Raw genomic sequence first — 18,522 nt, 5'->3', positions numbered from 1 at the left:
CGCGAGTGTATGCGCCCCCATGGCCTGGCTCAGAACGCCACCGATGCCTGCAGGTACAGCGTGCGCGGCTGGCCCACGTACTTGCCGCCGTTGTTGTCCACCGAGCGGTTGTAGTAGCGGCGATCGAACAGGTTCTTGATGCCGACGGCCAGCTTCAGGTTGCTCATCGACGGGCCGAAGTCGTAGGCGGCGCGCAGGTTCAGAGTGCTGTAGCCAGGGATGTTGCCGAATCGGCCGGTCGAATCTTCGAGCGTGATGTACGGCTTGCCATCCTCCGGCGAGCCCGGCGAGCGCTGCTTCGACTGCGCATACACGTCGGCATTCAGCGTCCACGGACCGCGCTCGTAGCGCGCGCCCAGCGACAGGATCTGGCGCGAATAGAACGGCAGGTCGCGGCCGGCGAAGTTGCCGGCCTTGGAGGTGGCCTGCGTGTATGTGTACGTGCCCGACACCGACAGCCCCTTGAGCGATGCGTTCAGTTCGCCGAGGTCGTAGCGCAGGGCCGACTCCAGGCCGCGGTGGCGCGTGGCGCCCAGGTCGGTCCACTGGCCGACGTCGCCCGTGATGGAGCGCGCGAGCTGCAGTTCCTTGTCGAAGTTGATGTTGAACAGCGTCAGCTCGCCGCTCCAGGCCTCGCCCTTGTACTTCGTGCCGATTTCATAGGTCTTGGCCTTCTCGGGATGCAGGCTGGTGGTGGACTGCGCGAGCTGGGCGTACTGCTGCGGGCCGAACGACACGCCGGCATTCGCGAACAGCGACCAGCGCTCGCTCATGCGGTAGAGCACCGACAGCGTCGGCAGCACTTCGTTGGATTCGATCTTCGGATAGATCGCGTTCGTGATGCGGTTGTTCGCCACGGTGTACACGTCGTTGTGCGAGCGGAAGGATTCGTAGCGCACGCCGGGCGTGACCGTCCAGTTGCCGAAGTCGATGCGGTCGTCGATGTAGAACGCGTGCGCGATCGTGCCGCCCGTGCTGGTCTGGTATGGAGCCTGGGTGCGGCTGTAGGCGTTTTCCAGCGGCGAAGGCGTGTAGTAGCCGGTGCGCGCCGCCACCTCGGAGGCCTGTTCCCTGAGATAGCGGAAGCCGACGCTGACTTCCTGCACCACGCTGCCCGAATCGATCAGGCGCGAGTAGCGCGGCTCGACGGCGAAGGTCTTGTAGTTGCGCGGCGCGGTGGTCAGGCGCCGTTTGCCGGCGTTGGCGCCGGTGCCTTCCTGCTCCAGGTAGCTGCTGCGGTACGAGTCCGTGTAGTACGTCAGCATCTCGAACTTGTTCACGCCGTCGTTGTGCGTGTACTTGATCGAGCCGTCGGTGCGCCGGCCGGTGAATTCGTCGAAGGGGCGGTCCGACTGGAACGGGTTCACCGCGAACTGCGCGGTGGTCAGCCCGCCCGGCATGCGGCCCTTGCCTTCGAAGCGGTGCAGCGAGATGGCGATGTCGTCGGTGCTCGAGATGCGGTAGGCGCCCTTGAGCATCAGGTCGTCGATGCTGGTGTGGTCGTTGCTTTCGCGGAAGCCGTCGCCATGCGTGCCCGAGTACAGCAGCGCGAGGCCCAGGCCGTTCTCGTTGGTGCCGCCGACGAACAGCGTGGGCGTGCTCTTGGTGCCGCCGTGGCTGCTGCCTTCGACGCCCACGCCGACCTCACCCGAGAACTGCTTGGGGATCGAGCGCGTCACGAAGTTGATGATGCCGCCCACGTTCTGGGGGCCGTAGCGCACCGAGCCCGCACCGCGCACCACGTCGACCGTCTCGATGCTGCCGAGCGACAGCGGCGCGAGCGAGAGCTGCGGCTGGCCGTAGGGCGCATAGGCCAGCGGCACGCCGTCCAGGAGGATGGTCGAGCGCGGCGACAGCCGGGCGGTCAGGCCGCGCACGCCGACGTTCAGCGAGATGTCGCTGCCGCCCGTGCCGTTGCTCTCCTGCACCTGCACGCCCGGGATCTGGCGCAGCACGTCGCGCACGCTGGAGGCGCCGCTTTCCTGGATCTGCTTGCGCTCGACGATGCTGCGCGCACCGGCGTGCTCGAGCACCTTCGTCTCGTTGGGGCTGGCGAGCCAGTCACCCGTGACGGTGATGGTCTCCAGCGACTTCGACGGATCGGCGGCAGGTTCTGCGTCGGCGGCGAAGCTCTGCAGGCTCAGGGGCAACAGGGCCATCGCGATGGCGGTGCGTTTGTGCGGGAACAAGGGGGACTCCTCCGGGAATGAAAAACAAAAATACGTGTGGCAGGGCGTGGGGCGTCTTCTTCAGGACGTCGTGCGGCTGGAAAGCGCATTGTTGTTGCGGGCCGCGGCGGCCATGGCGCGTCGGCGCCACCAGAGCCAGATGCCGCTGAAACCCAGGCCGCCGAGTGCGAGGCCGAGCAGCGCGGTGACGACCTGGTGGGCCACGCCGCCCAGCTCGCCCGTGTGCAGCGGAAAGATCACCGCCACCGCGCCGTTGCCCGCATCGAGCTCTTGCCACTTGCGTGAGGCCAGCACCTCGCCGCTGACCGGGTGGAGCCACACCGAGCTGATGCCGTTCGGGTGCGGATCGTCGGCGAGCCGGAAGCGCACGCGGATCGGCCGGTCGGCCTTGCCGGGCACCAGCACGTAGCCGATCGGCTGGCCCGGATACACCTGCTGCGCGCGGGCCACGAGCTCGTCGAGCGGCATGCGCTGGCCGCTCGCGCCGCCCTTGGCGATCGCTGGCGCCTTGACCGGCTTCTGGCCCATGGCGGCGGAAATGAAATCGCCCAGCGGCCGCCAGGCCATGTAGGCGCCCGTGGCCACCGACACCGCGATCAGGAGGCCGAGCACCGCGCCGCCCGTGCGGTGCAGGTCGAACAATCCGCGCAGGAGGCCGCGGTTCAGCACGATGCGCAGCGAAGGCGGCCAGCGCACCGGCCACCACAGCACCAGGCCCGTCACCAGCAGGAACAGGTAGGACAGGGCCACGAAGGCCAGGATGCCCTTGCCGGTGCCCTCGAGCAGCAGGCTGTTGTGGATCTTGTAGGCCAGGTTGTAGAAACCTTCCTCGGTGCCGCGGCGGCCTTGCTCGGCGGCGGTGGCCGGGTCGAGGTAGAGCGTGCCGTCCCACTTGCCGCGTACCAGCACCCAGAGCGTTTCGTCGGCGTGGTGCGGCGGGCGCAGCGTGAAATTGGTGTCGGGGCCGAACTCCGCCAGGATGCGCTGGCGCAGCGGCTCGAGCGGCAGTGCGGCCGCAGCCGCGATGGCATCACCCGCGCTGCGCGAGACGAAAAGGTCGGAATGGACCTCGCGGTCGATCGGCCGGCTCACCACCAGCACCGCGCCGAGCAGCGCCGTGAGGGCCAGGATCGGGCCGAGCGTGAGCCCGGTCCAGCGGTGGATCTTCAGCCAGAGACGTCGCAGCGGAGCGCGCAGCATGAAACACGGGGACCTCGAGGAGTCCCGTCATGGTTGTTGGCTGGCGTACCTGTGAAAAGGCGCGTTGGCTGGGAAGTTGGGGGTCCGCGTGTGCGGTCAGGCCAACCGTTCGCTGCGGTTGGTGGATCGATACACGGGAACTTTAGATTCTACTGGCGAGTTCCGCGGCCTTGCCGACGTAGCTGGCGGGTGTCATGGCCAGAAGGCGGGCTTTTTCCTCGTCCGGAATGGCCAGCGAGCGGATCAGCCCGTGCAGCGCCTCGGCCGTCACGGTCTTGCCGCGCGTCACTTCCTTCAGTTGCTCGTAGGCGCCCTGCACGCCGTAGCGGCGCATCACGGTCTGGATCGGCTCGGCCAGCACTTCCCACGATGCGTCGAGGTCTTCGGCCAGCGCTTCTTCGTTGAGTTCGAGCTTGCCCAGGCCCGTGGCCAGGCTCGCGTAGGCCAGCGTGGCATAGCCGAAGGCCACGCCGATGTTACGCAGCACCGTGCTGTCGGTCAGGTCGCGCTGCCAGCGGCTGATGGGGAGCTTCTCGCTCAGGTGGCGCAGCACCGCGTTGGCCAGGCCCAGGTTGCCTTCGGCGTTCTCGAAGTCGATCGGGTTGACCTTGTGCGGCATCGTCGAGGAGCCGATCTCGCCCTTCTTCAGGCGCTGCTTGAAGTAGCCCAGGCTCACATAGCCCCAGACGTCGCGCGAGAAGTCGACCAGGATGGTGTTGGCGCGCGCCACCGCGTCGAACAGCTCGGCCATGTAGTCGTGCGGCTCGATCTGGATGCTGTACGGCTGGAAGCTCAGGCCCAGGCCCAGCGGCGCGGGTGTCTCGATGACCTTGCGGCTGAAGGCCTCCCAGTCGAAATCGGGCCAGGCGGCCAGGTGGGCGTTGTAGTTGCCGACGGCGCCGTTCATCTTGCCCAGCAGTTGCACCGAGGCGATCTGCGCGCGGGCCTTCGACAGGCGCACCGCGACGTTGGCGATTTCCTTGCCGACGGTGGTCGGGCTGGCGGTCTGGCCGTGGGTGCGCGAGAGCATCGACACGCCGGCGAACTGGTGCGCCATCTCGCGCAGCTTGGCGATCAGGCCGTCGATGGCGGGCAGTACCACCTTTTCGCGCGCGGCCTGGATCTGCAGGGCGTGGCTGGTGTTGTTGATGTCTTCGCTGGTGCAGGCGAAGTGCACGAACTCGGCGGCGGCCAGCAGCTCAGGCCGGGCTTCGAACTTGGACTTGATCCAGTACTCGACGGCCTTCACGTCGTGGTTGGTGGTCTTCTCGATCTCCTTGATGGCCAGCGCATCGGCCTCGGAGAAATGGGACACCAAGCCCAGCAGGTACTTGCGGGCGCCGCCGGTGAGGGGCTTGAATTCGGCGAAGCCGCAGTCGGACAGCGCGATGAACCACGCCACCTCGACCTGCACGCGACGGTGCATGTAGCCCTGTTCGCTCATCAGCGGGCGCAAGGCCGCGAGTTTGGCCGCATAGCGGCCGTCAAGGGGGAGAGGGCGGAGACGGTGGAAAAGCTCATGCCCGAATTTTAGGCGCCGGCGGTCCGTGGGGCCGTACCGACACATCGGGGTGGATCCGGGCCCCGGGTTGTCCCGTTCACCTAAAATGATTATGAGCAAGTGTTAACAAGCCAAGAACAAAGGGAGAGAGCCTTCATGAAACTGATCGGATCCGCCGCCAGCCCTTATGTGCGCAAGGTGCGCGTGGTGCTGGCCGAAAAGCGGCTCGATTACCAGTTCGTGCTCGAGGACGTCTGGTCCGCCGACACCACCATCTCCAACTCCAATCCGCTGGGCAAGGTGCCCTGCCTGATCATGGAAGGCGGGGAGGCGATGTTCGATTCGCGCGTGATCGTGGAATATCTCGACACGCTGTCTCCGGTAGGCAAGCTCATCCCGCAGCAGGGCCGCGAGCGCGCCGAGGTCAAGACCTGGGAAGCGCTGGCCGATGGCGTCATGGACGCCGGCGTGCTCTGGCGCCTGGAAGCCACCTGGTCCGGTCGCAACGACCACGAGCGCAGCACGACCTGGATCGAGCGCCAGCGCGCAAAGGTCGTGGACGGCGTGGCTGCCATGTCCAAGGGCCTGGGCGACAAGCCCTTCTGCAGCGGCATCCACCTGAGCCTGTCGGACATCGCGGTGGGCTGCGCGCTGGGCTGGTTGAGCCTGCGTTTCCCCGATATCGACTGGCGCGGCGAGCACAGCAATCTTGCGAAGCTGTACGACAAGCTCATGCTGCGCCCCAGCTTCATCGATACGAAGCCCTGAGAAGGCACAGCCCCGAACCAAGGCGCCACGCGGCGCCTTTTTCTTTTTCAGAGCCCGGTGAACCTGGAAACAGCCGGAAAGTAGAGCCGGTACGGCAAGAGCCGCATCAGCTTCATCCAGAACGTGAAGCGCCGCGGAAAGTGGATCTCGAACGCGCCGCGGCGCCATCCCTCGAGCATCGCCTGGGCGGCCTGCGCAGGCGTGATCAGCGCAGGCATCGCGAAATCGTTCTTCGCCGTGAGCGCCGTGGTGACGAAGCCGGGCTGGATCACGCTCACGCCGATACCGCGGGCATGCAGGTCGATGTAGAGCACCTCGGCCAGATGGGTCAGCGCGGCCTTCGTCGGGCCGTAGGCCAGGCTCTTCGGCAATCCGCGAAAGCCCGCGACGCTGGCGGTGAGCGACATGTGGCCCGCACCGCGCGCCACGAAGCCGGGCAGCACGGCCGCCAGCACGTTCAATGCGCCGACGTAGTTGACCTGCTGGTGCGCGAGCATTTCGTCGAGCGCGAATGCGTCGGCGCGCAGCACGCCGTAGGTCGCCGCGTTGAAGAGCACGAGATCGACGGTGCCGGCCATCGCCTGCAGTTGCGCATACGCCGCGGCGACCGCGGCGGCATCGCGCACGTCCAGCGGCAGCACGATCACGCGGGGCGGCCGTGCGGCGTCGTTGTGCAGCGCTGCGAGTTCTTCCAGCGCCTCGCCGTTGCGGGCCGACACGGCGACCCGCGCGCCGCCTTCGAGCAACGCGAGCGCCGTCGCGCGGCCGATGCCCGAGGAGGCGCCGACGATCCATGCCGTCTTGCCATGCCAATCGGCGAGCGGCGGATTGAAGGGCTTCACGGCGCAGCCTTCGCCGGAAGGGGCGCTGCGGAAGCTGGCGATCGAATCACCAGCGCCCACAGCGCTGCGCCTGCGATCACCTTGAGCACGCAGGGCAGCAGGCAGTAGGCGAGCGACAGCGCCTGCAGCGCCGACGCATCGCGTGCGCCGGGCGCATAGCCGGCCAGCCCGAGCAACGGCAGCGCGAGGCCGGCGGCGAGCGCGAGGTTGAGCTTGGTCGCGAAATTCCACCAACCGAAGTAGGCGCCGGCATGCGGCTGGTCGCCGGCCTCGGCAATGATTCCGGCGAGCAGCGCACTCGGCAGGACGAGGTCCGAACCGATCGCGAAACCCGACAGCGCGCAGACGACCAGAAAAGGCACCGCGTCGCCCGCGCCCATCGCGCCGGCCCACGCGAACACCGCCACCGACATGCACATGCCGCCGAGCCAGCTGCGTGCGAGGCCCCAGCGGCGCACGATGCGCAGCCACACGGGAATCGATGCGGCAGCGACCACGAAGTAGAGACCGAGGAACGCGGGCTCCATCGCGGCGGGTGCGCGCAGCCGGTCCTGCACGAAGAACAGCACCAGCGTGGCCGGCACCGCGCTCGCGATGCCGTTGAGGACGAACACCGCGAGCAGGCGGCGAAACGGCGCACGGCGCAGCGGCAGCCGCAGGTCGACTGCCGTGTGCGACGCGGCGGTGCGCGCCGGCCGTGGCGCCTGCGTCCAGAAGACCCATCCCGCCACCAGCAACACGCCGAACAGCGCGACCGTCGCGGGCAGTCCCGCCAGCGTCGGCGTGACCGATGCCAGCACCACGCCGAGCAGTCCCATGCCTTCGCGCCAGCCCACGATGCGGCTGCGCTGCAGCGCGTCGCCGCCCAGCATCGCGCCCCACGACTGGTGCGCGATGCTCAGCATGCTGTAGCCCGCGTAGGTCAGCGCGAGCAGCACGGAGGCGATCACGAGCAGTGCGCCATGGCGCGCGGGGTCGACCAGCAATTGGGGAAAGAAAAGCAGCCCGAAGCCCAGCAGCAGGACACCCGCAGCGACAGCGCCGAAGCCCAGAACGGCCTGCGCCGAACGCGCATGCAGCCGGTCGCTGAGCCGCCCGAGCAGCGGATCGATCAGCGCATCGAGCAGCCGCGCGCCCAGCAGCACCGCACCCAGCGTGGCGAGCGGCACGCCGAAGGCGCGAGCGTAGTGGTTCGGCAGCAGCACATAGAGCGGCAGCGCGACGAAGGCGAGCGGCAGGCCGAGCAGCCCGTAGCGCACGCCGTCGAGAGGGCCGAAAGAGGACACGAAGGGCCGCGCCGTCTCTAGCGCTTTTGCAGCGTGTACTGCACCACGTCGATGTTGGCCTGCGAGAACGCCGCCTCGCAGTAGGCGAGGTAGAACTCCCAGATGCGCATGAAGCGCTCGTCGAAGCCCAGCTGCAGGATCTGCCCCCGCTGCGCGAGGAAATGCTCGCGCCAGCGGCGCAGCGTCTCGGCGTAGTCGGCGCCGAAGGCGAACTCGTCCACCACCGTGAGCCCCGCGGCCTCGGCCTCGCGCCGGAACTCGCGCGGGCAGGGCAGGCAGCCGCCCGGGAAGATGTACTGCTGGATGAAGTCGGTCGAGTCGATGTAGCGGTCGAAGAGCTGGTCGTCGATCACGATGCTCTGCACGCAGGCGCGGCCGCCGGGCTTGAGGAGCCGGCTCACGCTCTGGAAGTAGGTCGGCCAGTATTCGCGGCCCACCGCTTCGACCATCTCGATCGAGCAGACGGCGTCGAAGGGCGCGTCGTCGATGTCGCGGTAGTCCTGCAGGCGCAGGTCGGCAGAGAGGCCCGCGGTGCGCTGCCGGGCAAAGGCGAGCTGTTCGGTGGAGAGCGTCACGCCAGTCACCGAGGCGCCGAAGTCGAAGGCCGCCATCTCGGCCAGCGCGCCCCAGCCGCAGCCGATCTCCAGCACGCGGTCGCCGGGTTTCACGCTGGCCATGTCGAGCGCGCGCCGCACCTTGGCGCGCTGGGCGTCGGGCATCGGCTTGTCGAAGTTGCCTTCGAACCACGCCGACGAGTAGTTCATCGTCTCGTCGAGCCAGAGCTTGTAGAAGGCGTTGCCCAGGTCGTAGTGCGCGTGGATGTTGCGCGAGCTGCCGGCCTTGCTGTTGCGGTGCATCAGGTGCCGCACGCGGTAGACGAGGCGGCCGAACCAGCTGCCATAGACCACGTCCTCGATCGCGCGGCGGTTGGCGATGAACACCTTGATCAGCTCGACCAGGTTCGGCGTGGTCCAGTCGCCCGCGATGTAGCTCTCGGCGAAGCCGATGTCGCCCGACTTGAGCGCGGCCTTGCAGACCTCCCAGTTGCGCAGCGTGAGCGAGGCGGTGAGATTGCTGCTGCCGGGCGCGGCGCCGAAGTGGCGCACCGAGTCGTCGGGCAGCCGCACCGTGAGCGAGCCGTGGGCAAGGCGCTGCAACAGGCCGAGCACCGTGCGCGCGGCGCCGGGGGCGTCCTGCGGCAGTGAAAAGCGCGAAACCTGGGGGGCGGTGGTGGTCGGGGTCATGGGTTCGCCTGCGGCTGGTGCGGATGGTCGCTGGACACGAAATGGCGGGGCGGCGCGGGCTTGGCGACGAAGGGAACGCGCTTGAGCCAGAGCCTGGCGGCCTGCCAGTGGATGCGTGCGATGAGCCCGAAGGTCATGGCGGGATAGCGCCAGAGCGCACGCCGCACGCTGGCCGTCGTGAGCGGACCGAGTTCGCCGCTCACGCTGGTCTGCAGCAGGGGGCCGTCGGCGTCGTCGTGGTCGATGCGCACCACGGTGTGGGCGAACTGCGCATCGACGAAGAAGCGGAAGCGGTAGTCGCCGCTGACCTGGCAGAACGGCGAGACGTGGAAGGCCTTGGTGGCCTTGAGCTCCTGGCCGTAGACCGGGCGGTCCAGCAGGTAGCAGTGGCGCTCGCCGAAGGTGTTGTTGACCTCGACCACGATGGCGCGCAGCGCGCCTTCGGCCGTGTGGCAGTACCAGAAGCTCACCGGCTTGAAGGTGTAGCCGAACACGCGCGGGTAGCAGTGCAGCCAGGCCTCGCCGGTCGCGTCGTGGATCTGGTGTGCGGCCAGGAGTTCGTCGAGCCAGGCCAGGGCGCCGCCCTGCGCAGGCGTGCGGCCGTCGCCATGGTCGACGTCGTGGAAGGAGAGGGCCGCCCGCCGGTTGAGCGCAAGCGCGTCGCTGCTGTTTGCGCGCAGGCTGCGCATCGGCAGCATCAGGAAATAGGTCGGGTAGACGAAGGCGTTGCGCGCCGGGCGCAGGCGCGCATGGCGCACCTCGCCGAAGCCCATCAGCGGGAGCGGGCGCTCCTGGGTCATGCCGCAGACCTTGTCGCCCGCAGGCCGGCGGCCGCAGCCAGGCCGGCTTTCAGGCCGTCTTCGTGGAAGCCATAGCCCATCCATGCGCCGGCGAACCAGGTGTTGCGCTGGCCCTGCAGGACGGAAACCTCGGCTTGCGCGCGGATCGCGGCAAGGTCGAGCACCGGGTGGTCGTAGTCGTATTCGGCCATGAGCTGACTACGCTGGATCTCGCGCACCGGATTCAACGAAACGATCACCGGCTGCTCCCAGGGCAGCGGCTGCAGCTTGTTCAGCAGGTAATGCAGGCAGACCCGGCCCGATTCGCGCTCACTGGCCGCCGCGCGCTCGTAGTTCCAGGCGGCCCAGGCCGATCGGCGCTGCGGGAGCACCGAGGCGTCGGTGTGGAGCACGGCGTGGTTCGGCTGGTAGCGGATCGCGCCGAGCACGGCCGATTCGGCGGGGCTGGCATCGGCCAGCATGGCGAGTGATTGGTCGGAATGGGTGGCTAGGATCGCATGGTCGAAGCGCTCAGTGCCGGCGTCGGTGGCGACGAGCACGCCGCCGTCGGCGCGGGTGATGCGACGCACGGGGGTGCGCAGGCGCTTGTCCTCCAGACCCGCGACGATCTTCTCGACGTAGTGGCGCGAGCCGCCGCGCACCGTGCGCCACTGGGGCCGGTTGGCGATCTGGATCAGCCCGTGGTTGTGGCAGAAGCGGATCATGGTCGCGACCGGGAACGCCAGCATCTGCGCGGTCGAGCAGCTCCAGATGCAGCCCATCATCGGCAGGAAGTACCAGTCGCGGAAGGCGGCGCCGAAGCGGTGGGTGTCCAGGAAATCGCCGAGCGGCTGGGCCAGTTCGCCCTCAGTGCCGGCCTCGGCGATGCGCGTGGTCAGGCGGTTGAAGCGCAAGAGGTCGGCCAGCATGCCGAGGAAGCGCGGATCGGCGAGGTTGCGCCGCTGGGCGAAGACGGTGCCGAGGTTGTTGCCGCTCCACTCGAGCCGGCCGCCGTTGTCGCGGGTGGCCTGGACGGAGAACGACATCTCGGACAACGCCGTCTCGACGCCGAGCTCGGCGAAGAGGCGGATCAGGTTCGGGTAGGTGCGGTCGTTGTAGACCAGGAAGCCGGTGTCGACACCATGGGCGACGCGGGTCGAATCGGTCGGGGAGCGTGGCAGCTCGATCGCTGCCGTGTGCGCGTGGCCGCCGAAGTATTCACTGGCTTCGAAGAGGGTGATGCGGGCCGCATCGCGAAGGGCGTGCGCTGCAGCCAGTCCCGAGATGCCGGCGCCGATGATGGCGACTCGAAGGGGCCGCGTCATCGCGAGCCCCGATTCCGGGGGGAATATAAAAATGCTGCGAGGCGCCCCGACGCGAAGGAGGGAGGGAGGGAGGAGGAGAAGAATCGCCTCGGGATTTCGACCAGACGGCAAGCGCCCGGAAGACCTCGCAACATGAAAACCGGTGGGTTTTGGCCACCCACGCAAATTATGAGCGCGGCTCCCGGGGCCCGGTTCCCGGTGCAGTGGTAAACGTTTGTGACGCTCAGTTCACGATTGGGTGGACGCATCGGTAAATAATATTACCGATTCGTTTTTTTGTGAACTGGTCAGTCTTAATTTGTCCCGAGCTGCTTCTCGATGACGTTCACGAAGCCGTTTTCATCCGGCGCCGTCATGCTCGACCAGGCCTGCACGACCTTGCCGTCACGACCGATCAGGTACTTGTAGAAATTCCATTTCGGCGTGGTGCCGGAGGCCTGGGCGAGTTGCTTGAACAGCGGATTGGCGTCCGTTCCGCGTACTGACGATTTGGCGAACATCGGAAACTTCACCCCGAAGGTGCTTTCGCAGAAGTCGGCGATTTCCTTGTTGGAGCCCGATTCCTGCGAAAAATCGTTCGACGGGAAGCCCAGCACCACCAGCCCGCGGTTGCGGTATTTCATATCCAGGGCTTCCAGGCCCTTGTACTGCGGCGTGAAGCCGCAAAAACTCGCCGTATTGACCACCAGGACCACCTTTCCGGAGTACTGGCACAAAGTCTGGGGCTTTTCATCCTGCAGCCGCGGGAAGGTGTGTTGAAGGATCGCGGGGCACCCGGCGGCCTCTGCCGGAGCGGGTGTGGCAGGCGTCGTCTGGGCACTTGCCGGAAGCGCCGTAAACAGTCCGGCCACGAGGGAAACAGCCGGAACACAGCGCCAGAGCGTCGACAATAAGAAAAGGGTTCGCATGGCGGGCTCCTGGTTCAAAAAGGGGGGTGTGCATCCGTGCCGCCACGGCGCACGTATCCGCATCATCGCGCGTCTGTCATGGGCGCGCCAAACGGGCCGACTAAAATCGGCGGCCATAGAAAGACTTTGATGCTCTATCCGGAACTCTTCAGACAACTCGAATCCGTCCGCTGGGACATGGACAAGGATATTCCCTGGCAGTCGTTCGACGCTTCCTTGCTGACGGAAGAGCAGGCCCAGACCATCAAGATGAATGCCATCACCGAGTGGGCGGCGCTGCCGGCCACCGAGATGTTCCTGCGCGACAACCGCCACGATAGCGATTTTTCCGCTTTCATGTCGATCTGGTTCTTCGAGGAGCAGAAGCACTCCCTGGTGCTGATGGAGTACCTCAAGCGCTTCAGCCCCAAGCACGCGCCCACCGAAGCCGAACTGCACGAAGTGCGCTTCGATTTCGACCCCGCCCCCCCGCTCGAGACCCTCATGCTGCATTTCTGCGGCGAGATCCGCCTGAACCACTGGTACCGCCGCGCCGCCCAGTGGCACACCGAGCCGGTCATCAAGCACATCTACACCACGTTGAGCCAGGACGAAGCCCGCCACGGCGGCGCGTACCTGCGCTACATGAAGCGTGCGCTCGAGAAGTTCGGCGACGAGGCCCGTGCTGCGTTCACCAAGGTCGGCGTCCTGATGGCCAGCGCCCGTCGCACCGCCCAGGCGCTGCACCCGACCAACCTGCACGTCAACAAGGCGCTGTTCCCGAACGACACCATCCAGAGCCGCATGCCCGATCCCGACTGGCTCGAGCACTGGCTCGACAAGCAGATCAAGTTCGATGCCGTCTGGGAAACCAAGGTCGGCGAGCGCATCCTGCACAACCTGAGCCTCTTGATGAACCGCAGCTTCAAGACCGTGCAGGAGCTGAACCGCTACCGCAAGGAAATCGCCGCCACGCTCGGCCCCAAGCCCGAGTACCAAGGCGCATAAACAAACAAGAACTTCGCCCCGCACCCCGGGGCGATTTTTTTGGGGCCCAGGTGTCACAACCCGTAGGCGCCGAACGTCTAATCGGGCATGGACGACCCGACCCTCACCTTCGACAGCCACCGTCGCCGCCTCCAGGGCATCGCCTACCGCATGCTCGGCTCCGTTGCAGAGGCCGAAGAGGTTGTGCAGGACGCCTGGCTGCGCTGGCATGAAGCCGACAAGGCCAGTTTCGACAGCGCCGAAGCCTGGCTCGTGACCGTCGTCACGCGCCTGTCGATCGACCGGCTGCGCGCCGCCAAGGTCCAGCGCGAGCATTACATCGGCGCCTGGATGCCGGAACCGACGTTGACCGAGTCGCCCGACACGCCCGAGGAATCGCTCGAGCGCGCCGACAACATCTCCGTCGCCTTCCTCGCCGTGCTCGAGCGCCTGGCGCCCGAGGCGCGCGCCGCGTTCCTCATGCGCGAGGTGTTCGATGCCGACTACGACGAAGTGGCGCTCACGCTCGGCAAGAGCGAAGCGGCCTGCCGTCAGCTGGTGCATCGCGCCAAGGCCCAGGTGCAGGACGCCCGCCCGCGCTACCAGGTCTCGCGCGAAACCCACCAGCGCCTGCTGCGCGCTTTTGCCGACGCCGCCGCGCGCGGCAGCATGCACGACCTGAAGGCGCTGATGACCGAGGAGGTCGAGCTCATCGGCGACGGTGGCGGCAAGGTGCAGTCCTTCAGCAAGGTGCTCACCGGCAACCAGCGCCTCGCGCAGCTCTACTATTCGCTCTGGCGGCGCATGGGCCCGGTGGTGCGCATGGAGCTGGTGGAAATCAACGGCGAGCCCGGCCTCCTGCGCTTCGTCGACGGCGAACTCGAATCGGCGCAGACCTTCGAGATCGAGGACGACCGCATCGCGCGCATCCGCGTGCAGCGCAATCCCGACAAGCTCGCCCGCATCGCGCAGCGCTTCGCGTCGAAATAGTTCGCGCGGCGTGTCACAGGGCCGAGGGCTGGCCCGTCTTCAGTGGGTTGGAAGCAGATTTTCTTCAACCCATCCACTGGAGCCTTCTCATGAACACGACCCCCCGCCTGAACTGGTTCAAGACCATCCCCAAGACCTTCGAAGCCATCCTGGGCGTCAGCGCCAGCATCGATGCGAGCACCGTCGGCAAGACGACGCTCGACTTCGTCTTCGCGCGCGTCTCGCAGATCAACGGCTGCGCCTACTGCCTCGACATGCATGTGCGCGACCTGCGCAAGCAAGGCGAAGGTTGGCAGCGCATCAACAGCCTGGCCACCTGGCGCGAGGTGAGCTTTTTCAACGAGCGCGAACGCGCCGCGCTGGCCTGGGCTGAATCGCTCACGCGGCTGGCCGATCACCACGACGAGCGCGACGCCGAGTTCGAAGCCTTGAAGGCGCAGTTCAGCGACGTCGAGATCGCCGAGCTCACCGTGGCGGTCGCGCAGATCAACACCTGGAACCGCATCAACGTCGGCATGCGCGTGCCGGTGGCCGTCAAGACGCTGGACTGAGCTTCCTCAGCGGCGCTCGACCACCATCGGCGCGATCCGCAGGCTCTCGCGCAACTGCGTGACGGCTTCGCCGGCCGCATTGCGCGAGGCGAACGGCCCGGCTTGCAGGCGGTGCGTGCCGGCCTCGCTGAACACGCGCAGTTGCGGCGCCAGCGAAGGCAATCCGCGCGCGGCCTGGTTCAACAGGCTCTCCGCACCGTCGCGTTCGCGGAAAGCGCCGAGCTGCACCCAGAAGCCCGCCACCGCGGCGGCAGAAGGTGCGGTCGCCGAAGCCGCCGACGGCGGTCGTGCAGGGACGTCGAGCGGTGCCATGGGCGCAAGGTCGGTGACAACGATCGGCTGACGCGGTGGCGGCGGGACGTCTGCTTCGACGGCTTGCGACGCTGCTTGCGCCACGGGCTGCTGCTCGACAGGCGTCATCGCCGTCACCGGTGTTTGCGGTGCGACAGGCATCGTGGAAGCCGCCGGCGCATTCATCGCCACCGGCGCCACCCAGGCCGAGGGCACCGGCACCGACGCGGCCGCTGCGCGCGGTGCCGGCGAGGCTGCTGCATACGCAGTCCCCGAATCGCGCCGCCATGCCCCCGTGCGGATGTCCTCGTTCGTGATCCGCTCGATCTCCACCGGCGCCACGCCGCGCAAGAGGTCGAGCTTGAGCGCGGCCGTGTAGCTCAGGTCGATGACGCGTCCGTCGACGAAGGGTCCGCGATCGTTCACCCGCACGATCACCTCGCGTCCGTTGGCCGGATTGCGCACCCGTACATAGCTCGGCAGCGGCAGCGTCTTGTGCGCGGCCGTCATTGCGTACATGTCGTAGGGCTCGCCGCTGGAGGTCGATGCGGCGTGGAACTTGCGGCCGTACCACGAGGCCAGGCCCGACTCCCGGAACGGCCGGTCGTCGGTGATCGGCTGGTAGCCCCGGCCCAGCACCGTGTAGGGCTTGCTGGTGCCGCCGCTGCCGCGGATGGGTTCGATGCGGGGCTCGGCGTCGGGCACGCGGTCCAGGTCCGAGGGAATGTTCGTTCCGGGGCCGTCGCGGCCGCTGGCTACGCCGCCGCCGCTGCGCGTGCCGCTCGCGCAACCGGCCAGAAGGACGGCGACGGCAACCGCGCACGCAGCCAGCGCGGTGGTCGTGCAGGCGCGGGCTTCGTCAGCCAAATACCGCCTTCCACAGGGCGAGCATGGCTTCGCGTTCGGCGGCCAGTGCGGGCGGCGTGACCTGCGTCGGCTCTTCGTTCAGGCGCGCGCGATGCTGCACGCGGCGCAGCTCGCGGTACGCCCGCGCCGCGCTGCGGCCGATGCCTTCGGGCAGCAGCCCCGCCAGTTCGGCGCGCAGCAGCAGCGCGATGTTGCCCACATTGGGAGTCAGCTCGGGGTGCTCGCCCGAGCACGACAGCACGAGGAACTGCACCGCGAACTCGGCATCGACCATGCCGCCGGGGCTGTGCTTCACGTCGAAGCGGTCGGCCTTCACCGGCCGCGCGCCGCGCAGCTTGTTGCGCATCGCGATGATCTCGGCCTTGAGCGCCTCGCGGTCGCGTGGCGACACCAGCACGGCCTCGCGCACCTGGTCGAAACGCGTGCCCAGTTCGGCGCCATGGTCGGCACTGCCGAGCACGAAGCGCGCGCGCGTCATGGCCTGGTGCTCCCAGGTCCACGCGGTGTTGCTGCCGCGGCCGAGCTGGTACTTTTCGTACGCCTCGAAGCTGGTGGTGAGCAGGCCAGAGTTGCCGTTGGGTCGGAGCGCCGTGTCGATCTCGAACAGGTCGCCCTCGCGCGTCTTCACCGTGAGCCAGTTGATCAGCTTGCGCACATAGGCCGCATAGACTTCGCCGGCGCGCTCGTCGTCATCGTCGTAGACGAACACGATGTCCAGGTCGCTGCCGTAGCCCAGCTCTTTGCCGCCCAGCTTGCCGTAGCCGATGATCGCGAACTGCGCCACCTCGCGGTGGCGGTTGCGCACATGCGGCCAGCACCAGCGGGCGGTCACGCGCAGCGTGGTGTCGGCCAGCGCGCTCAGGTCGTCAGCCACCTGCTCGACGGTGATGCGGCCGTCCACGTCGCGCGCCAGCGTGCGGAACACCTCGGCGTGGTGGGCATGGCGCAGCAGGTTCAAGAGGCGCTCTTCGTCGGCCTCGCCGGTGCGGGTGAGCGAGGTGTGGCGTGCCTCCAGCTCGCGCTCGAATTCGTCGGCCACGAAGCGGCCCGACAGCATCTCGTCGCTCGCGAGCTCGTCGATCACGCCCGGGTGCTGCATCAGGTAGCGCGCGGGCCATTTCGCTGCGCCCAAGAGGCGCAGCAAGCGCTCCTGCACGGCGGGCCGTTCGACCAGCAGCGCGAGGTAGCTTTCGCGGCGCATCAGCGGCTCGATCCAATCGGCCCAGCGCATGGCGGCATCGACGTGGCGCGGCGTCTGCCCCGGGCCGTCGCCGTCGGGCTCCTTCAGCCACTGGCCGGTGCGCTGCACCAGCTGGCGCAGCCGCCCCCGCGTTTCTTCGCGCAGGGCGAGCACGCGCGGCGTTTCGCACCAGTCGCGGATGCGCTCGGCAAAGACGGGCGGCAGGTCGTCGAGCAGGTCCGCCAGGTCGGCAGGGGCCGCGGCCTTCTTGCCGTTGCACTTGCCGTTGCAGGGCTTCTCGCCGCCGAGCAGCTTGTCGAACTCCTGCGCGACGAACTCGCGATGCGTGTCGAGCTGCGCGAGGAAGGGGCAGCAGTCGGCGTAGCCCATCGACTGCGCGATCCAGCGCAGGTCGTCGTCGGCCACCGGCAGCACGTGGGTCTGCTGGTCGTCCAGGTACTGGATGCGGTGCTCTACGCGGCGCAGGAACTCGTAGGCCAGGGCCAGTGCATCGGCGGTTTCCTGCGGCATGAGGTTGGCACGTGCGAGACGCTGCAGCGCATCGAGCGTGGGCCGGGTGCGCAGTTCGGGGAACTGTCCGCCGCGCACCACCTGCAGGAGCTGCACGGTGAATTCGATTTCGCGGATGCCGCCGCGCGAGAGCTTGACGTCGTTCGCGCGCTCGGGCCGCCCGGCGCTGCGGCGCGCCGACTGCTCGCGGATCTGCCGGTGCAGCGTGCGCAGCGAATCGAACACGCTGTAGTCGAGGTAACGGCGGAACACGAAGGGCAGCACCGCACCGCGCAGACCCTGTGCGTTGCCGCTGAGCACCACGTCGCTCGGCGCCACCACCCGGCTCTTCAGCCAGGCGAAGCGCTCCCATTCGCGACCCTGCACCTGGAAATACTCTTCGAGCGCATCGAGCGAGACCACGCTCGGCCCCGAGTTGCCGTTGGGCCGCAGGGCCAGGTCGACGCGGAACACGAAGCCGTGCTCGGTGGTGTCGCCCACCAGCGCGTAGATGCGCTTGACGGCGCGCGAGAAGTACTCCTGGTTCGCGAGGCGCCCGCGCCCGTCGGCGTCGCCTTGGGTCTCGCCGTCCAGGTCGTACAGGTAGATGAGGTCGATGTCGCTGGACACGTTGAGCTCGCGCGCGCCGAGCTTGCCCATGCCGATCACCCAGAGCTGCGCACGCTGGCCCTCGGGGCCGAGCGGTGCGCCATGCACCGCATCGAGCTCGCGGCAAGCATCGGCGCAGGCGATGTCGAGCGCGAATTCCGCGAGCTCGGTGACCGCGGTGGTCACTACAGCGAGAGGCGCCTGCTGGTCGCAATCGAGCGTGACCAGCCGCTCCATCACCAGCTGCCTGACAATGCGCAAGGCATCGCCCACCGCATCACCGCGCTGGCGCAATGCCTCGAAGGCCACGGCCATCGATTCGCGCCGCGGCTCGCCCGGGGGAAGCAATGCAAGTTCGCCCGCATACCTGCGACGCAGGCGCTGGACGAAACGGGAGTAGGAAGAGAACGCGACCTGTGCGGTCGGCGTCGAAGTGGCTGGCAACTGGTTCACACTGCTATCGGTTTCCGTGGAACCCCTCTGAATGCTGGCGGTCATAATTCCCGACACAGCGCG

General features: G+C 67.7%; 14 protein-coding genes and 1 pseudogene. 4 read left to right on the top strand and 11 right to left on the bottom strand.

Going from position 1 to position 18,522, the window contains the following annotated elements; all coding sequences use genetic code 11:
* Window positions 1–29: 29 nt before the first annotated feature.
* The 3 genes and pseudogenes from GNX71_RS32755 to purB all read right to left on the bottom strand — a co-directional run bounded on the left by GNX71_RS32755 (window position 30) and on the right by purB (window position 4,910).
* On the bottom strand, window positions 30–2,159 hold the full coding sequence (locus GNX71_RS32755; RefSeq protein WP_241027362.1) for a TonB-dependent siderophore receptor: 2,130 nt from the start codon (window positions 2,157–2,159) through the stop codon (window positions 30–32).
* A gap of 90 nt (window positions 2,160–2,249) precedes the next feature.
* Window positions 2,250–3,389 (bottom strand): PepSY-associated TM helix domain-containing protein, encoded by a 1,140-nt coding sequence (locus tag GNX71_RS32750; RefSeq protein WP_206176238.1) that lies wholly within the window; start codon window positions 3,387–3,389, stop codon window positions 2,250–2,252.
* A gap of 142 nt (window positions 3,390–3,531) precedes the next feature.
* Window positions 3,532–4,910, bottom strand: a pseudogene (gene purB, locus GNX71_RS32745) (adenylosuccinate lyase).
* A gap of 136 nt (window positions 4,911–5,046) precedes the next feature.
* Here purB and GNX71_RS32740 point away from each other — a divergent pair.
* Window positions 5,047–5,658: a glutathione S-transferase N-terminal domain-containing protein gene (locus GNX71_RS32740; protein ID WP_206176237.1), complete on the top strand. Its 612-nt coding sequence runs from the start codon at window positions 5,047–5,049 to the stop codon at window positions 5,656–5,658.
* Between the two features lie 47 nt (window positions 5,659–5,705).
* On the opposite strand, the gene GNX71_RS32735 is transcribed toward GNX71_RS32740, so the two are convergent.
* The 6 genes from GNX71_RS32735 to GNX71_RS32710 form a co-directional block, all read right to left on the bottom strand.
* Window positions 5,706–6,500: an SDR family NAD(P)-dependent oxidoreductase gene (locus GNX71_RS32735; protein ID WP_206176236.1), complete on the bottom strand. Its 795-nt coding sequence runs from the start codon at window positions 6,498–6,500 to the stop codon at window positions 5,706–5,708.
* A complete protein-coding gene (locus GNX71_RS32730; RefSeq protein WP_206176235.1) occupies window positions 6,497–7,786 on the bottom strand; it encodes an MFS transporter in 1,290 nt (429 codons plus the stop codon). Before GNX71_RS32730 ends, GNX71_RS32735 begins: the two co-directional genes overlap by 4 nt.
* Before the next feature lie 17 nt (window positions 7,787–7,803).
* Complete coding sequence (locus tag GNX71_RS32725; protein WP_206176234.1) at window positions 7,804–9,030, bottom strand: cyclopropane-fatty-acyl-phospholipid synthase family protein; 1,227 nt, start codon at window positions 9,028–9,030, stop codon at window positions 7,804–7,806.
* Window positions 9,027–9,830: a DUF1365 domain-containing protein gene (locus GNX71_RS32720; RefSeq protein ID WP_206176233.1), complete on the bottom strand. Its 804-nt coding sequence runs from the start codon at window positions 9,828–9,830 to the stop codon at window positions 9,027–9,029. The genes GNX71_RS32725 and GNX71_RS32720 overlap by 4 nt, the downstream gene beginning before the upstream one ends.
* Window positions 9,827–11,134, bottom strand: coding sequence for an FAD-dependent oxidoreductase (locus GNX71_RS32715; protein ID WP_206176232.1), 1,308 nt, complete (start codon window positions 11,132–11,134; stop codon window positions 9,827–9,829). The genes GNX71_RS32720 and GNX71_RS32715 overlap by 4 nt, the downstream gene beginning before the upstream one ends.
* A gap of 293 nt (window positions 11,135–11,427) precedes the next feature.
* On the bottom strand, window positions 11,428–12,042 hold the full coding sequence (locus GNX71_RS32710; RefSeq protein WP_206176231.1) for a glutathione peroxidase: 615 nt from the start codon (window positions 12,040–12,042) through the stop codon (window positions 11,428–11,430).
* Window positions 12,043–12,171: 129 nt separating this feature from the next.
* On the opposite strand from GNX71_RS32710, the gene GNX71_RS32705 reads away from it, so the two are divergent.
* From GNX71_RS32705 to GNX71_RS32695, 3 genes are all read left to right on the top strand, one after another.
* Entirely contained in the window at window positions 12,172–13,029 is an 858-nt protein-coding gene (locus GNX71_RS32705; protein WP_176661255.1) for a ferritin-like domain-containing protein, read from the top strand.
* An 87-nt stretch (window positions 13,030–13,116) separates the two neighbouring features.
* Complete coding sequence (locus tag GNX71_RS32700) at window positions 13,117–13,998, top strand: RNA polymerase sigma-70 factor (RefSeq protein ID WP_206176230.1); 882 nt, start codon at window positions 13,117–13,119, stop codon at window positions 13,996–13,998.
* A gap of 89 nt (window positions 13,999–14,087) precedes the next feature.
* Window positions 14,088–14,549 carry a carboxymuconolactone decarboxylase family protein gene (locus GNX71_RS32695; protein ID WP_206176229.1) on the top strand — a complete coding sequence of 154 codons (462 nt, stop codon included), beginning with the start codon at window positions 14,088–14,090 and terminating at the stop codon, window positions 14,547–14,549.
* A 6-nt stretch (window positions 14,550–14,555) separates the two neighbouring features.
* On the opposite strand, the gene GNX71_RS32690 is transcribed toward GNX71_RS32695, so the two are convergent.
* Together GNX71_RS32690 and glnE are read right to left on the bottom strand one after the other, a co-directional pair.
* Complete coding sequence (locus GNX71_RS32690; RefSeq protein ID WP_206176228.1) at window positions 14,556–15,707, bottom strand: septal ring lytic transglycosylase RlpA family protein; 1,152 nt, start codon at window positions 15,705–15,707, stop codon at window positions 14,556–14,558.
* Window positions 15,700–18,504 (bottom strand): bifunctional [glutamate--ammonia ligase]-adenylyl-L-tyrosine phosphorylase/[glutamate--ammonia-ligase] adenylyltransferase, encoded by a 2,805-nt coding sequence (gene glnE / locus GNX71_RS32685; protein WP_206176227.1) that lies wholly within the window; start codon window positions 18,502–18,504, stop codon window positions 15,700–15,702. The genes GNX71_RS32690 and glnE overlap by 8 nt, the downstream gene beginning before the upstream one ends.
* Window positions 18,505–18,522: the final 18 nt, after the last annotated feature.

It is taken from the genome of Variovorax sp. RKNM96 (assembly GCF_017161115.1).
GTDB lineage: Bacteria > Pseudomonadota > Gammaproteobacteria > Burkholderiales > Burkholderiaceae_C > Variovorax.
Note: the sequence above shows the minus strand (reverse complement) of the source record. Positions and strands in the feature narration are given on the sequence as shown.

Coding starts and splice junctions, on each gene's coding strand:
- GNX71_RS32755 (WP_241027362.1), bottom strand. CDS start 2,159: ATGGCCCTGTTGCCCCTGAGCCTGCAGAGCTTCGCCGCCGACGCAGAA.
- GNX71_RS32750 (WP_206176238.1), bottom strand. CDS start 3,389: ATGCTGCGCGCTCCGCTGCGACGTCTCTGGCTGAAGATCCACCGCTGG.
- GNX71_RS32740 (WP_206176237.1), top strand. CDS start 5,047: ATGAAACTGATCGGATCCGCCGCCAGCCCTTATGTGCGCAAGGTGCGC.
- GNX71_RS32725 (WP_206176234.1), bottom strand. CDS start 9,030: ATGACCCCGACCACCACCGCCCCCCAGGTTTCGCGCTTTTCACTGCCG.
- GNX71_RS32720 (WP_206176233.1), bottom strand. CDS start 9,830: ATGACCCAGGAGCGCCCGCTCCCGCTGATGGGCTTCGGCGAGGTGCGC.
- GNX71_RS32715 (WP_206176232.1), bottom strand. CDS start 11,134: ATGACGCGGCCCCTTCGAGTCGCCATCATCGGCGCCGGCATCTCGGGA.
- GNX71_RS32710 (WP_206176231.1), bottom strand. CDS start 12,042: ATGCGAACCCTTTTCTTATTGTCGACGCTCTGGCGCTGTGTTCCGGCT.
- GNX71_RS32705 (WP_176661255.1), top strand. CDS start 12,172: ATGCTCTATCCGGAACTCTTCAGACAACTCGAATCCGTCCGCTGGGAC.
- GNX71_RS32700 (WP_206176230.1), top strand. CDS start 13,117: ATGGACGACCCGACCCTCACCTTCGACAGCCACCGTCGCCGCCTCCAG.
- GNX71_RS32695 (WP_206176229.1), top strand. CDS start 14,088: ATGAACACGACCCCCCGCCTGAACTGGTTCAAGACCATCCCCAAGACC.
- glnE (WP_206176227.1), bottom strand. CDS start 18,504: ATGACCGCCAGCATTCAGAGGGGTTCCACGGAAACCGATAGCAGTGTG.